Source organism: Hymenobacter bucti (assembly GCF_042681145.1).
GTDB lineage: Bacteria > Bacteroidota > Bacteroidia > Cytophagales > Hymenobacteraceae > Hymenobacter > Hymenobacter bucti.
Genome location: NZ_JBHUFD010000005.1, coordinates 249,523 through 265,600 on the forward strand (window position 1 = coordinate 249,523; position 16,078 = coordinate 265,600).

Annotated in this window: 9 protein-coding genes; 2 read left to right on the forward strand and 7 right to left on the reverse strand. The window is 56.0% G+C overall.

What is annotated here, in order from left to right; translation table 11 throughout:
* Positions 1-7 precede the first annotated feature (7 nt).
* Positions 8-3,178 carry a SusC/RagA family TonB-linked outer membrane protein gene (locus tag ACFSDX_RS13190; protein WP_382314249.1) on the reverse strand — a complete coding sequence of 1,057 codons (3,171 nt, stop codon included), beginning with the start codon at positions 3,176-3,178 and terminating at the stop codon, positions 8-10.
* A gap of 970 nt (positions 3,179-4,148) precedes the next feature.
* On the opposite strand from ACFSDX_RS13190, the gene ACFSDX_RS13195 reads away from it, so the two are divergent.
* Complete coding sequence (locus tag ACFSDX_RS13195; RefSeq protein ID WP_382314251.1) at positions 4,149-7,394, forward strand: SusC/RagA family TonB-linked outer membrane protein; 3,246 nt, start codon at positions 4,149-4,151, stop codon at positions 7,392-7,394.
* A 7-nt stretch (positions 7,395-7,401) separates the two neighbouring features.
* On the forward strand, positions 7,402-8,916 hold the full coding sequence (locus ACFSDX_RS13200; protein WP_382314253.1) for a SusD/RagB family nutrient-binding outer membrane lipoprotein: 1,515 nt from the start codon (positions 7,402-7,404) through the stop codon (positions 8,914-8,916).
* An 84-nt stretch (positions 8,917-9,000) separates the two neighbouring features.
* Here ACFSDX_RS13200 and prfB read toward each other — a convergent pair.
* The 6 genes from prfB to gatC form a co-directional block, all read right to left on the reverse strand.
* Positions 9,001-10,078 (reverse strand): peptide chain release factor 2 gene (prfB, locus tag ACFSDX_RS13205; RefSeq protein WP_382314255.1). Its coding sequence is split into 2 segments (ribosomal slippage): positions 9,001-10,026 and positions 10,028-10,078, totalling 1,077 coding nucleotides; the frame shifts between segments, so codons are not numbered across the junction.
* A 184-nt stretch (positions 10,079-10,262) separates the two neighbouring features.
* Positions 10,263-11,327, reverse strand: coding sequence for a branched-chain amino acid aminotransferase (locus ACFSDX_RS13210; protein ID WP_382314257.1), 1,065 nt, complete (start codon positions 11,325-11,327; stop codon positions 10,263-10,265).
* Positions 11,328-11,465: 138 nt separating this feature from the next.
* Positions 11,466-12,017, reverse strand: coding sequence for a cob(I)yrinic acid a,c-diamide adenosyltransferase (locus tag ACFSDX_RS13215; protein WP_382314259.1), 552 nt, complete (start codon positions 12,015-12,017; stop codon positions 11,466-11,468).
* 132 nt (positions 12,018-12,149) lie between these two features.
* Positions 12,150-12,890: an ABC transporter ATP-binding protein gene (locus ACFSDX_RS13220; RefSeq protein WP_382314261.1), complete on the reverse strand. Its 741-nt coding sequence runs from the start codon at positions 12,888-12,890 to the stop codon at positions 12,150-12,152.
* A 13-nt stretch (positions 12,891-12,903) separates the two neighbouring features.
* Entirely contained in the window at positions 12,904-15,675 is a 2,772-nt protein-coding gene (locus ACFSDX_RS13225; protein ID WP_382314263.1) for a hypothetical protein, read from the reverse strand.
* Positions 15,676-15,687: 12 nt separating this feature from the next.
* Positions 15,688-15,969, reverse strand: a complete 282-nt coding sequence (gatC, locus tag ACFSDX_RS13230) for an Asp-tRNA(Asn)/Glu-tRNA(Gln) amidotransferase subunit GatC (RefSeq protein WP_382314265.1) — start codon at positions 15,967-15,969, stop codon at positions 15,688-15,690.
* Between the last annotated feature and the right edge of the window lie 109 nt (positions 15,970-16,078).

Consider the following 16,078-nt stretch of genomic DNA (forward strand, 5'->3'; position numbering starts at 1 on the left):
TAACGGATTAAAGCGAGAAGCGTAGGGTAGCACCATACGTGCGGGTGTTTGGCGGCCCCTGCAAGTCGAGACCTTGAATGTTACCAGCGCCTTGCGTATTTATCTGCGGGTCGAAACCCGTGTTCGGCGCGTAGTAGAGCAGGTTGCGCGTTAGTATTTGCACCGATACACTGCCAAATGGCAAGCGCCCGAGCATCTCCTTGGGCACCGTGTAGCCCAAAGCAAGCTCCCGCAAGCGGTATACAGAAGCATCATACACGTTCAGGTCGCTTTGCAAGCCAAAAGAAGACCAGTACGACTGGGCATCTACCTGAATGTTGTTGGGCCGAGTAGCGGTAATGGCCCCGCTCCCATCGCGGCTAGTTACGATAACCCCGGGAATAACGCGGGGTGCCTCGCGGTTAACGCCCGTTTCGGTAAGTGCCCCCCGAGACTTGTAGAAGCCTTCGGTGAAGGAAACCAACTGGCCACCCACAACTGCATCAACCAGCGCCGATAGCGTGAAGCCTTTGTAGTTGAACGTGTTGGTGATACCGCCCTGCCACTTGGGCTGCGGGTTTGAAATAACCTGGTTGGTTGCCTCGGGCAAGAACAGGCCATTGGTAGGGTCAATCAGGTACTGGCCCGTAGCGGGGTCGCGCTGCTTGGCGTTGCCCACGATAACGCCGTAGGGCTGGCCCACTACGATGGACGGGATAGTACCCGTGAAGGCATTGCCCGCCACCGAAGCCTGGTTTACACCTTCCGAGATACGCACGATGTTGTTGCGGTTCAAGGAGTAGTTAGCCGTCACATCCCAGCGGAAAGCACTTGTGCGCACGGGCGTAATGTTCACCAGTGCCTCAAAGCCCTTATTGTCCATGCGGCCTACGTTGGCTATACGCGAGAAGTAGCCCGTGCTGGTAGGCACCGTAACTGAGAAAATCTGATTTTCGCTAACCGTCTTGTAAGCCGTCAGGTTCAGCATCAGGCGGTTGTTAAAAAAGCCCAGGTCAACGCCGGCCTCATACGACTTGGTAAATTCGGGCGTCAGGGTTGCACCGCCACCTAGGGCCGACTGTACCCCAAATCCCGAAACCCCGTTGAACGGAAAGCTCAGGCTAGCCACGTTGTTACCCAAGCCAACTACCGAGTAGTTAGTGTAAATTTGGTAAGGTGACGCATCGCGTCCAACCTGCGAGATATTCCCCCGAACCTTGCCATAGGAGAAGAAATCGTTGGATATCTTAAAGGCATCGGTGAACACAAAGCTCAACGTGGCCGCCGGGTAGAAAAAGGTGTTGTTGCCGGGCGCTAGCGTAGAAGTCTGGTCAGCACGCCCCGTTAGCTCCAAAAACAGGTAGTTATTGTAGGCTAAGCTAAGCTGTGAGTAGTACCCCACAATGCGCCGCAGGCTGGATGACTCGCCCGTACCATTGCTAAATACAGTGCCGTTGGCCGAGTTGTAGAAGCCCGGCAGCGTCAGCGCATCGGCCTGCGAAGAAATGGTTTGAGCCCGCCGGGAGTTGATATTATTCCCCAGCAACAGGTTTGCATTTAACCCTTTAACGAATATATCGTCTTTCTTCAGGTTGATAAGCAGGTCACCATTCAGCTCGCTCCGGTAAAATGATTGGTCGAGTACTTGGCCAGTAGGGAGGCGAGCCGAGGTGAGGGCATACACCTGCCGGCGACGGTCGGTGTAGGTATCATAGCCCAGGCGATACTGCACGCTCAGCCAAGGCCGGATATCATAGCCCAGATTAGCCACGCTGATAAAACGGGTCAAATCCGACGTAGTAGGGTTGTTCCGCAGGTTCCAGATGGGGTTGTCGCTGCCAGCAAAAAACTGGCTAGTACCGGCGGCCGTCTGGTACGGCGAGTTGTTCAGGTCGTAGCTGCGCGGAACGCTGACGAGCTGGCCGAAAGCACTGCTGCCATTACCGATTTGGGGGCCTACGGTGCTCGAAGAGATAAAATTGACCGAGCCACCTACCCGCAGCTTGTTCACGAGCTGGGTGTTAGCCGACAGCTGGACGCTAGTCCGGTCAAGCGAAGAGTTCTCGGTGATACCCTGCTGGTTGGAGTTATTTACGTTGAGCGACACATTGCGCGTCGCATCGCCTCCCGCAATGTTCACGCCGTTGGTCAATAGGCGACCTAGGCGGTAAAAATCCTTAATGTTGTTAGGGTAAGCTTGGTAAGGTGCTGTAGTACCATCGCTCAGCAACAACCCGTTTTGAGTAGTGGGCGTGGTGCCAAAGCGCGGGCCCCAGGAGCTAGTATTCGAGGTGCTGGCAAAAATATTGCCGGTGCCCGCAGTGGGGAAAGTGCCGCTAGTGCCGGCACCGTACTCATTTTGAAACGTAGGCAAGCCGTATACCTGCTGCAAGTTAAAGCTGGAAGTCACGTTGACTTCTAGCTTCTTGTTGCGCGCCCCACGATTACCTTTCGTAGTAATAATGATGGCTCCCGAAGCGGCCCGCGAACCGTACAGCGCCGCCGCGGTCGGGCCTTTCAGCACGTTAACGCTTTCCACGTTTTCCGGGTCAATGTCCAATGCCCGGTTAGAAGTCTGGGAAGCTCCCAGCGTTCCCAGCGACCCCCCACCAGTAGAATTCAAATCATTGCTGATTGGAATACCATCGACCACAAAAAGCGGCTGGTTGCTACCCCCAAAAGACGTGATACCCCGCAACTGCACGTTGGACGAGGCCCCAGCCAAGCCGCTCGCGCTGCTGATAGACAAGCCAGCTACCTTTCCCTGCAAGGCCTCTAGCACGTTGGGAGTGCCTTGCTGCGAAATGTCTTCTGCTTTTACTTCCTGCGTGGCGTAACCTAGCGAGCGCACGTCTTTTTCAATACCTAGGGCGGTTACTACAACCTCATTCAGCTCCTTCGCATCGGCATTCAGCGTTATGTTAACCTGGTCTTCTTTCCCAATAATTCGCTCCTGCGTTACGTAACCTATCGAGCTGAATACCAACGTACCATTAACGGCTGGGATAGTTAAACTGAACGTGCCATCTGAGTTAGTTGAAGCCCCATTGGTAGTACCTTTCAACAGCACTGTTACCCCAGGTATCCCTTCCCCCGTTTTCTGGTCCGTCACCCGCCCTGATACTGCTCGCGTTTGGGCGAGTGCTGCCTGGCACATGGTAACCATGAGCACCGAGCTCATTAGTAAGGTTCTTTTCATTGAGAAATGTAAGAAGGTTAAGAAAGTGAAAAGTTTGCTATTTGATAATAGCATGATAAAGGTTCGAGGTGCAAGATAACTTCATAAAATAAATAACCAAGAGCTTTTTTAGCAGCTACAGAACAAGTTACTACAGGAATTTTCATAATATATAATAAATAAGGATTTGTTGAATTTTACGTAAAATTCTCAATTACAATTGGTTATACAAGTGCCATATACTTAACTTTTACTACTGCCACAACTATCCGCCATAGAGTTTCATATGAAGCTCCTGTTTAGCATTCAGTATCAACTGTTTTTCAATCAACTGGCTATTCTCTGCAATGGCCCTGGTGTCTAGTATCATGTTGGCTTACTCAGCAGTTGCCTCCGAGGGGGCAGCTTAGTAGTAGCGTTCAGGTCGCGGAGGTCACCGGTGCTAGTCAGCTTGTAGCTTAGCCCTTTGGCGCTTGCAATAGGTTTTCCAACGTCTTGTTCATGAGGTGCTGGTAGCAGCAGGCCGCTTCAAAAATCTAAAGCGCACGAGCGGCTTTCGCTTTGGCCTAGGCACGTCACCTAGGATAGGTACTTAGCACAGTAGTACCAAGCGACTTTAGTGTTTGACAGAGCGCTCTGTAAGAGCACCTATTTAGGTTTGTTGCATCTAGTTCACGCTGCGCACTTCAGCCGCTGATTCTGCTATTGTTAACAGCCCTTACGGTCAGTAACACCCTGCGGCTTAGTCTTACCAGGCTGTATTTGGTTGGAGCTAACACCCACTCGTTGGTTTATTTTGCCCTTATACTATTGATTTTAAGCTTATTATCCCAGCGTCTAGCACTAGGCTCGACGCTGTGGCACCGGATAGCAGCAGAATAATTTAAAGTGCCTACCGGCTCCGACAATTAACTTTTTGTGAATATCTTGCTGACTCAATCCCTCGATTGAAAGATTACTTTTACTCATTATCCCCTTCTTCTCTCTTCACATGAGACAATTTACTCCTTTAGTTATCTTACTAACAGCGGGCCTCTCCCAGGCGGCTATGGCCCAGACCCGGAGCATATCGGGCAGGGTCGTCGACCAGAAGAGCGGCGAGGGCCTGCCCGGTGTAACAGTACTGGTGAAGGGCACCACACTCGGTACCGGCACCGGTAATGATGGCAGCTTCACACTCAGCGTGCCGGCTACCGCCACTACCCTTACCTTCAGCTTTGTAGGTTATGCTAGCGTCGAGCAGCCCATTGGCAGCAGCCCGACTATCAATGTATCGCTCGCTGCTGATACCAAGCAGCTAAATGAGGTAGTAGTTACGGCTCAGAACGTAGAGCGGACCCGCAACTCGCTCGCTTATTCTGCTACTGTGGTGGAAGGGCAGCAAGTAACGGCCGCTCGTAACCCAAACGCGATTAACGGCCTCTCGGGCAAAGTAGCCGGCGTGCAAATTCGCCAAAGTAATACCCTAGGTGGCTCGACTAACATCTTGATTCGCGGCACAAAGTCAATTACTGGTAACAACCAACCCCTTTTTGTAGTGGATGGGGTACCCATTAGTAATGCGAACACCAACGGCACCGGACAGCAGACGGGTGGCGGCGGCTACGACTATGGTAACGCGGCATCTGATATCAATCCAGATGATATTGCCACGATGACCATTTTGAAAGGGGCTGCTGCTACTGCGCTCTATGGCGAGCGGGCAGGTAACGGGGTTATTCTTATTACCACTAAAAAGGGTCGCCAGGGTTTGGGCATCACCATTAACGGTGGCATTACGGCCGGGCGGATTGACAAAAGCACTTTCATCAAGTACCAGAAGGAATACGGTGCTGGCTATGGCCCCTATTTCAATCAATCAGATATCGATGGCGATGGGGTACCCGACGACTACATCCAGTTAAGTGCCGATGCTTCAGTTGGTCCGCGCTTTGACCCTAACCTGCGAGTATACCAATGGAACGCTTTTCAACCTGGCAGCAATAATTTTGGGCAGAAGACGGCGTGGGTGGCTGCTGAGAACGACCCTACTACCTTTTTTAAAACGGCAGTAACGTTAAATAATAGCGTTACTATCGACGGTGGTAACGACAAAGGCACGTTCAAGCTTGGCTACAATAGCGTTATTGACAAAGGCATATTACCTAATAGCCAAGTTAATAAGAACGTAATCAACTTCGCTGGCTCGTTGAATATAACGCCACGACTGACGGCTAGCGCCACCGTAAACTTCTCGGCGATCACTGGCAAAGGTCGCTACGGCACCGGCTATAGCGGCGCCTATAGCGAAAACCAAATGACCAACTTCCGGCAGTGGTGGCAAACCAACGTCGACATGAAGGAATTAGAGCAGGCCTATGACTATCAAGGCCTCAACGCTACCTGGAACTTGAATGGGCTGAACACTTCTACAGGTGCGTATTGGAACAATCCTTACTGGTCGCGAGCAAAAAGCTACGAGACAGATACGCGTTACCGCACTTTTGGTAATGTTGCTCTCACGTATAAGGTGAACGACTGGTTTAACGTATTGGGCCGTGTAACCTTAGACTCCAATGATGACTTACAGGAAGAGCGCTTGGCTTTTGGTAGCGTTAACGTGTCTGGCTACAACCGGTACAACCGTACCTACCGAGAGGCAAATTTCGACTTAATTGGTAACTTCAAAGCCCGTATTGTAGAAAACGTCAGCTTCACGGGCTTGATTGGGGCCAACCTGCGTCGTCAATCGACTAGGTCTATCTATGCTGCCACGAATGGTGGCCTTGCTATCCCAGATTTCTATGCTTTGTCGAACAGCATTTCGCCGATAACCCCGCCGACTGAGGCCGATGTACAACAGGCGGTTGACGGGGTATTTGCCAACGCTACTTTCGGTTACCGTGATATGGTATTCTTGGACCTGACGGCTAGAAGAGACCAGTCTTCTACGCTTCCAAAAGGAAACAATGCCTATTTCTATCCTTCGGCTGCTTTAGGCTTCGTATTCTCGGAACTAACCAAAGAAAGCGCCCCATGGCTGTCTTACGGCAAAGTGCGAGGTAACTACGCAGAGGTTGGTCAAAGCGCTCTTCCCTACAGCGTATTCAGTGGTTTTGACAAACCTACCCCTTTTGGCAACGTTCCTTTGTTCTCAGTGCCGAGCACTCAGAATAATCCTGACCTGAAGCCCGAACGTACGAAAAGTGCCGAAATTGGGGTAGAGGCCGCTTTCTTAAATAGCCGCATCGGCTTTGAAGCAAACATCTACCAGTCGAACACTATCAACCAGATTATCACTATCACTACCTCTGGGGCCATTGGCTACACTGGCCGCGTTGTGAATGCTGGAACTGTACGTAACCGCGGCGTTGAACTCTCAGGCTACGTCAGCCCTATTCGTAACGAGAATTTTACCTGGACTATCAACGCTAACTGGACGAAAAATCAGAACCGCGTTACAGAGCTTCTCAACGGCGTTGATAACATTGTACTGGCTACCTATCAGGGTGGGGTAACGACTAATGCTACCGTCGGCCGGGCTATCAATAGCATCCGCGGCCAGAACTTTGTATATCAGAATGGCCAGCGTGTAGTTGGCACGAATGGCTACTATAGCAAATCGGCTACCTCTAATGAAGAAATTGCTAACCCAAACCCAAACTGGACGGGCGGTGTTTCAAACACCCTTTCTTACAAAGGTATTTCCCTCTATTTCCTAGTTGATGTTCGTCAGGGTGGTTCTATATTCTCACTCGACCGGGCTTACGGTCTAGACACGGGCTTACCAGTAGAAACTGCGGGCTTAAACGACCTCGGCAATCCATCGCGCGACCCAATTGTACGGAACGCCGATGGCACCTATGCTGCCAATAGCGGTGGAGTTATTTTTGCTGGTGTACGAGCTGATGGCACGCCCAACACAGTTCGTGCTGATAACAATGGTGACGCTAGCGGAGCAACTGCCTATGGCATCACGGCCAATCCGGCGGCAGCGTTTGTGTACGATGCAAGCTTCGTAAAACTGCGTGAATTATCTCTAACTTACTCGCTACCTAAGGCGTGGCTAGCTAAGTCAAAAGCTGTGAGAGGCGTTGACTTCTCCATTGTTGGGCGCAACTTGTGGATTATCCACAAAAACCTACCTGATGCTGACCCCGAAGATGCAGTAAGCTCGGGCAACTTTGGTCAAGGCTACTCTACCGGTGCCTATCCAGCAGTACGCACGGTTGGTGCCAATATCCGTCTTAGCTTCTAATTTGAATATGAAACAGTCATTTTTTCTTCTTGGGGTAGCAGCACTTGCGCTGACTACTTCTTGCGTCAGCAATCTGGGTGATGATTATAATGTCAACCCTAAGCTTGCTGCTAGTGCCTCCGCTTCCGGCTTTATTACTAATGCGGAGCGTACACTGGTTCGAACGGTTACCAGTTCTAGTGTTAACCTAAACCCACTACGCTTTTATATGCAGTATTGGGCGGCTACCGACTACCCAACCGAGTCGCGTTACGACCTCATTACCCGGAATATTCCACTCAACTACTGGAATGCGCTTTATCGGGACTGCATCACCGACTTGCGGGCTGCAAAAGCAGCCGTTGCGACTGATATCTCCGTACCTGATGCCAATAAGAATAATACGTTAGCAGTAGCAGAACTGCTGGAAATCTATGCCTGGGCTAACCTAGTGGAGGTTTTTGGTAATATTCCATATACGCAGGCTCTCGACGCAAACAACTTGCAGCCTAAGTATGATGACCAGGCAACTATCTATGCTGACCTTGTCACTAGATTAGATGCCGTCATCGGTAAGTTCGATGCATCGAAAGAAATAGGAACCGGAGAGAACGACCTAATTTTTCCTCAAACGGCAGGCTCCACCACTGCCCAGTGGCTTAAATTCGCTAACGCTATGAAGCTCCGCATGGCGCTCGTACTTGCGGATGCTGACCCAGCCAAAGCAAAGGCTATGGCGGAAGCTACCGTTGGAAGGTTGCCTGCTTCAAGTGCTGATGCGGTTGACCTTACCTTCGACCGGACTTTGCCAAATACCAACCCGCTTTACGAGGACTTGGTAAATAGCAGACGCACCGATTTTATTGGAGCCAATACTTTTATTAATCCTTTGAAGGGAATTACTGGGAACGCAACCGGAGTACCAGTAACTGGGGCAGTAGACCCGCGATTGGACGACTACTTTAATCAGGCCTTATTGCCTGCTGTAGCTACTAACCCCTACGTTGGGGGCAATGTAGGTAGAACTAATAACAAGGAAACTTTATCGCAACCTGGTGATAAGCTAAGGGCACAGACGTTGCCTGGCGTGCTCGTTTCGTATGCACAAGTAGAGTTAATGCTGGCTGAGGCCGTAGAGCGAGGCTTTGCTGTTGGTGGCACTGCTGCTTCACACTATAATGCTGGTGTTACGGCTTCTATTCTAGAATGGGGCGGCACTACTGCTGAGGCCGACACCTATTTGGCTTTACCCACTGTAGCCTACACTACGGCTGCTGGCACTTATAAGCAAAAAATTGGTTACCAGTATTGGGTAGCGCTATACAACCAGCCTACCGAATCTTGGACACAGTGGCGGCGGTTAGACTATCCGCAGTTACCGCTGGCTGCCAGCCCTTTGAATGGCATTACGGTTATTCCGCGTCGATTCACTTATCCAGCTAGTGAGCAGAGTCTTAATAATGCCAATTATACCACAGCTTCCGCAGCGCTTGGCACTACCGGCGATAATGTCGCAACCAAACTATTCTGGGATAAACTCTAATCCTTTTACAGACAATAAAAAGGGCTGCCCGATTGGGCAGCCTTTTTTATTGCACCTAGGCAGCAAGCAAAGCTCAAAGACCACCTAGCTCTGCATCAAAAAGCCTTTGATGTACTCGTCTAGGTCGCCATCCAACACGTTTTGCACGTCGGTGCGCTCGATGCCGGTGCGTAAGTCCTTCACGAGCTTGTAGGGGTGCAGCACGTAGTTGCGAATCTGCGAGCCGAAGTCGATGCGCTTCTTGCCTGCTTCTACTTTGTCGCGCTCGATGTTACGCTTGTCTATCTCCTGCTGGTAGAGGCGCGACTTTAGCATGCGCAGTGCGTGCTCCTTGTTCATGAGCTGCGAGCGCTCAATCTGCACCGCGATGATAATACCGCTGGGCGCGTGCGTGAGGCGCACGGCTGTTTCGACCTTGTTCACGTTCTGGCCACCCGCGCCGCCGGCCCGGAAGGTATCCCAGCTGATGTCAGCCGGGTTGATATCGATAACGATGGTGTCATCGACTACGGGGTAGGCAAATATGGACGCGAACGAGGTGTGCCGCCGCCCGCTGCTATCGAAGGGCGACATCCGCACCAGCCGGTGCACGCCAATTTCGCTTTTGAGGTAGCCATAGGCGAAGGGCCCGTCGATTTCGAGCGACGCCGACTTGATGCCCGCGCCCTCGCCGGGCTGGTAGCTTACCTGCCTCACGGTGAAGCCTTTGCTTTCGCCCCACATAATGTACATGCGCATTAGCATCTCAGCCCAGTCCTGGCTTTCGGTACCGCCGGCGCCGGGGTTGATATCGATGATGGCCGACAACTGGTCCTCCTCATCGGAAAGCATGCGCTTGAACTCCAGCGCCTCAACTTTCTTTTGGGTGGCGTCATATTCGGCCTGCACTTCGGCTTCGGTGGCGTCGCCTTCCTTGTAGAAGTCAAAAAGCACGTCGGTATCGGCTACGGCCTGCTGCACGGCTTCGTAGTCGTCGGTCCAGGTTTTGATACTTTTGATTTCCTTGAGCTTGGCTTCCGCCGCTTTGGAATCATCCCAGAAATTGGAAGCCAGCGTTTCGGCTTCCGCGTTGATTACCTGTTCTTTACGGGTATCGTAGTCAAAGATACCTCCTCAGAGCCTCGGCGCGGCCCCTCAAGTCCTTTATCTGGTCTTGGGTCATGTGGTGAATGAGTAAATGAGTGAATGAGCGAAGGACTTATAGTAACCCTTCGCTCAGGCGGTAACTGCAAAGGTCGAACAAAAAAAGGCAGGTCGAGATTCCGACCTGCCTTTTGGGACGATAGAAGCAGTGCTCAGCTGGTTTTACCCATCATCCGCCAACTCACTCATTCGCTCATTCACCGCTACACGGCCACCATCCAACTGTGGGGGTCGGCGGCCTGGCCCGTGCGGATGGCATCGAGCGTGGTCCCTACTCGGCGAGCAAAGGAGGTATCGGCCAGGGCTGGCAGGTCGTAGTCGTGGCCCTCGTGGCCGATGGTGGCGATGGCAGCAATGGTAGCGGCCGTGCCCACGCCAAACGCCTCGGCCAGGCGGCCTTCCTGGATGGCGGCGATTACCTCGCGGCTCGATACGCGGCGCTCCTCTACGGGCACGCCCCAATCATGGGCCAACTGCAATACCGAGCGGCGGGTGATGCCGTCGAGAATAGATGTCGAAAGCTCGGGCGTAATGAGCGTACCGTCAATGACGAACATTACGTTCATGGCACCCGACTCCTCTACGTACTGGTGCTCCGAGGCATCGGTCCACAGCAGCTGGTGGTAGCCTTCATCCTGCGCTAGCTTGCTGGGTAGCATGGCCGCGCCGTAGTTGCCCGCGTTTTTGGCGTAGCCGGCGCCGCCGGGGGCCGCGCGCACATACTTCTGCTCGAAACGCACGCGCACCGGCTTGTTAAAGAACGCGGCTACCGGGCAGGTGATGATACCAAAGTGGTAGGTTTCGGAAGGCCGCACGCCCAGAAAGCCATCGGTGGCAAACATGTAGGGCCGGATGTACAAGGAGCTACCGGCCGCATTCGGCACCCAGCCCGCATCCAGCTTCACGAGTTCGCGCAGGCCTTGCAGGAAAATTTCTTCCGGGATAGTGGGCATGGCCATGCGCTCGGCCGAAGCATTGAGGCGACGCCAGTTGTCGAGGGGCCGAAACAGCGATACGCTGCCATCGGCCTGCCGGTAGGCTTTGGCGCCCTCAAAAATCGCCTGCCCATAGTGCAGCGCCGAGTTGGCGGGGCTAATGGTGAGCGGGCCGTAGGGCATAATGCGCGGCTGCTGCCACTCGCCATTGCGGTATTCTACGGCAAGCATGTGGTCGGCAAACGACTTACCAAATTCCAGGTTGGCCAAGTCGAGCTCGGCGAGGCGGGACGAGGCAGCGGGCTGCACGTCGATAGTCAGGGTATCAAGCATGGCGGGGGAGCTGAGGGGTAAAGCAGCAAAAATGGCGACCTAGGGCGGCCACCGGGTGGGTGGGAAGGGTGAAGCAGGGACAAGCAGCCGGGCCAAATGTTGCAGCCCGGCACTCGTGATAAGGTAACAAACGGCCAGTTACAGGCGGGGTTTCCAAGTAACTTCTTCCACGCCTAGGTCGTGCGCCATGGCCCGGCTCAGCACAAAGAGGTAGTCGGAAAGCCGGTTGAAGTACATCACTACCAGGTCCTCCACGGGCGAGCTTTCGCGCAGCTCCACGGCCAGGCGCTCGGCGCGGCGGCACACGCAGCGCGCCACGTGGGCAAACGACACCGCCGGGTGCCCGCCGGGCAGCACAAAGGCGCGCAGCGGCGTCAGGATTTCGCTCATGGCGTCCATCTCGGTTTCGAGCAGGGCCACGTCGGCGGCGTGCAGGTCGGGCAGGCGCTTGTGGGCGTCCTGGTCGGGGTCGGTAGCCAGGTGCGAACCGATGGTAAACAGCCGGTCCTGAATCTCCTTTAGCAAGTCGCGGCGGGCTACGTTCACTTCCTGGTCGCGCAGCAGCCCTATGTAGGAATTTAGCTCATCCACGGTGCCGTAGCAGTCGATGCGCAGGCTCGACTTGGGCACGCGGGCGCCGCCGATGAGCGAAGTCAAGCCCTGGTCGCCGGTTTTGGTATAAATTTTCATCGCAGATTTAACGGATTTAACGGATTGCGCGGATACGCCCGCCGGTGGCGGGCTGACTGGCAGTTGGCCGACTGAATGGCGCCGCTGCGCGGGCTGGCTCCGCTTTAACTGAGGGGGCGGCAGAGTGATGCCCTAGGCACTTAGGGAATTGACGGCGGGTTGCGTCACGTTTTGGTTTACGTCATCGGTTTCGATGAGGCCGTCGCGCAGGCGCACGATGCGGTGGGCGTAGTGGGCGATGTCTTCTTCGTGCGTTACCATGATGATGGTGTTGCCCTTGGCGTAGAGCGCCTCAAACAGGCCCATTATTTCGTAGCTCGTCCGGGAGTCGAGGGCGCCGGTGGGCTCGTCGGCCAGCAGCACGCTGGGGGTGTTGACGAGGGCGCGCGCAATGGCCACGCGCTGGCGCTGGCCGCCGCTGAGCTCGTTGGGGCGGTGGCCGGCGCGGTCGGCGAGGCCAACTGAGCGCAGCGACTCCAGCGCCAGCGCGTTGCGCTCGCGCTTGCCCAGGCCCGCGTAGATGAGCGGCAGGGCCACGTTTTCGAGCGCCGACGAGCGTGGCAGCAGGTTAAACGTCTGGAAAACGAAGCCAATTTCCTTGTTGCGGACCTCCGCCAACTCGTTATCGCTCATCCGGCTCACGTCCTGGCCGTTGAGGATGTACTGGCCGCTACTCGGGGTATCGAGGCAGCCCACGATGTTCATGAGCGTACTTTTGCCCGAGCCCGACGGCCCCATAAAGGCCACGTATTCACCCCGTTTAATGTCGATACTCACCGAGCGCAGGGCGTGGATGTGCTCCGTACCCATCACGTACTCCTTGGCAATGTTGGTAGTTTGGATAACGAACGGCGAAGTGCTGGCAGCAAGCATGAGGCAGAAAAAGTTAGCGGTGAGGAGGCAGGGTGGGCGCAGCGTCGGCCGAGAAAGCGGCCATCGCCGCCGCGTGGGCCGCCCGGCGCGCGGCAAATTGCGTCAGCAAGTTAGCGTAGGCAGCGGGGTCTAGGTGCGGGCGCAGCTGGTCGAGGGCAGGCTGCGCCAATTCGGCCAGGCCGGCATCGGGCGCCGCCAGCACAAAGGCTTGCTGCAACGGCCCCGACGCCGGGTTTTCAACTAGGCCCAGGCGCAGCGCTTCGTAGGCCTCGCCGGGTTGCTTTTGGGCGGTGTAGAAGCGAGCAGCTGCCAGCACGGCCGTTTCGTTGAAGGGCGCCACCTGCAGCAATTGCTGGTAGAGTTTAGCGGCCTGCGGTGGATTTTGCTCGGCTTGCCGGGCCTTACCAAGCAGCTGGCTTCCAGCCACTACCGTTTGCTTACCTAGGGCTGATACCTTGCCATCCGTCTTCGCCAATGCGGCCAGCAGCTGCCGCCCGGTGGGCCGCTGGGCGGTGTCGGCGCCCGTGACCAGGCGCTGGGCCGCCCCGCGGGCCGAGTCGGCCTGGCCGCCTAGGGCCAGCGCCCACACGCGGGCCGGCTGGGCCAGCGGCAGTCCATGCACGGCCGCCAGCTGGAGTTGCGCAGCCGCCGTGGCATACTGCTGCTGCTGCAACTGCCAGATACCTAGCAAATACTGGTAATAAGCGGCGGAGGAGCTGTTGCCCGCCGCCAGTGGTGCTAGCGTTTGGCGAGCGGCCACTTCCTGGCCCGCCCGGTGCTGGAGCAGAGCTTGCAGAAAAATAAACTGCTCGTAGTACGCCGCGTTTTCGGGCTGGGCGGCTAGTTGCCGCAGGCGGTTCAGCCAACTACTCGTGGCGCCGCCGCGCTGCGCTATCCGCAGCGCATCGTGGTAAATCTCCGCAAATGACGCCTCGCTTAGGAGCTGCAACCCGGTAACGGCGGCGGGCGAGCGGTAGTGGGTTTTGGTCAACAGCGCTAGCAGAGCTTGGTTGCTGCGCAGGGCGGGCTCCTCAGCTGTGGGTTTCAGCTGCGCGCTGAGCTTGGTGGCCGCGGGCAGCAGGCCTTGCTGGGTTAAGAAAGCTAGCTGGTTGGTTTGGCTGGCGTAAGACTTAGGCGCGAGCTTCTCGGTCTTGTCCAGGTAAAAAGCCACCGAATCGGTGAGAGCTGACTGCGTGAACAGCTGGGCTAGGTCAGAGGCCAGGGCCGCGCTGCCCGGAAAGTCGTGGCGGCCCTTGCGCAGTACTTCCAAGCCTTCGAAGAAGTCGGTCGGCCCGGTGTACAGCGACGCCAGACGCAGGGTCAGCTTTTCATCGGGCTGCACCAGCAGGGCGCGGCGCAGGGCGTTGAGCTCGTTTTGGCGCTGGTCGCGGAAACGGTAGAGCGCGGCGCGGCCCAGCTGGGCCGTCCGGTTGAAGCGGTCGAGCACGTCGCCGCTCTCGGCGTAGTAGCGCTCGGCCAGCAGGGCCAGGGGCAGGTCGGCGGGGCGCTCCTCGCTTTGCTGGCGGGCCAGGTCGCCGAGCAGGTTGTACTGGCCCGCTTCTACCTGGTCGAGCAGCGGCCAGCTGGCCCGCAGTTGCGTCAGCAAAATGGCCGCCAGCCCCAGAATATAAACCGTGAAAAAAGGCAGCCGCCGCGGCTCAAACACCACCCGGTGCACCCGCAGCCGCTGCTGCAATAATGACCCAAAATTAATGAGCACGTACAGCAAAAAAGCCACGCCCAGCCACAGCAGGGCCAGGGTAGTGAAGGCCCGGGCCGCCGCCAGCAGCGGCGCATTTACCGTGGCCAGGGCGTAGCCAAGTGCCCCGGCGGCCCCGGCCGTGAGCAGCCAGTAGAGCGGCCGGGCAGCGGCGTAGGGCAGCCAGGCGCCGTAGCTGGGCAGGCGCTGCGGCAGCCCTAGGCCACCCGCCAGCGCGGCCGGCAGCAGCAGCACCAGCGGGTCAAAACGCAGCCCAAACAGCAGCTTTACCTCGCCGCCCGCCCAGTAGTAGAACCCCAGGGCACCTAGGTACAGCCCGCTAGCAAGTACTAGCGGTACTAGACCGTAGCGGCTCTCGGGCCGCTCGGCCTGGGTATTGAACCAGACCAGCGCCCGAATATTCTCAAACCCTACCCACAGCACCAGCGCCGCCACCAGCACCGCGCCGCCCGGTGTGGCGTAGGCCGCCAGTTGCAACAATGTCTCCTCGGTGGGCAGGCGTGTTCGGGCAAAAATCAGCCCGACCAGCCCCGCCACCAACGCCCCGAATAAGAGCAGCCGCCACCGAATGCCCACATTTCCGCCAAAGGCGTGCAGCGCGAAGGCTGTGCCACCTAACAAACTCAGGCTCAATATTAAAAAGCTCTGCCGACTGCCCGAAAAGATTTCCAACGTATCAACATTCAGCGACATCAGCAGGAAAATAACCGGCAGTGTGCCGGCCAGAAAGGCCGGGCGGCGCAGCATGCTCACCACGGCCAGCCAGCCGGCCAGGCCCGTGGCCAATAGCCCCAGCCACAGCCCAGCGGCCACGGGCTGGGTATAGGGCCCAGCAAAATCGTGAGTTAGGGTAGTGAGGTAGCCGTTGGCCGGCACCGGCAAGTAGGCCGGGCCCACCGCCACCGAATCGAACGCGAGCGGCACCGGCGCCAAGTGCGGCACCAGCACCAGCGGCAGCGTGGCCGCCTCGCCTGTGAAGTAATAGTAAATGGCCAGCCCCACGGCCAGCGCCGCTAGCAGCCCTGGCACCAGCGCCGAGCGACGCACGAAAGAGAAGTCAGCCAAAGAGATACGGAGTTAATCGAGCACCTTGGGTACGCGAAAGTAATCGGAATCCTTGCGCGGGGCATTGCGCAGGCCTTCCTGGTGGGTCACGGTGTTACGAGCTTCATCGTCGCGCAACACGTTGATTTCGTGCGACAAGTGCACCAGCGGGGCCACGCCCGTGGTATCGACCTGCGCGAGTTGGTCGACCCATTCCAGAATGCCGTTCAGGTCTTTCAGCATCTGCTCTTCGTGGGCCGGGTCAAATTCGAGGCGGGCTAGGTGCGCGAGACCGCGGAGGGTTTCGGTGTTCATGGGATATAGGTAATTGGAGTAATGGGTAATTGGCGTAATGAGTAATAAGCATAAGAGGTAACAAGCGTAATGGAGATTACTCAAATTACCCATTACGCTTGTTACTCAT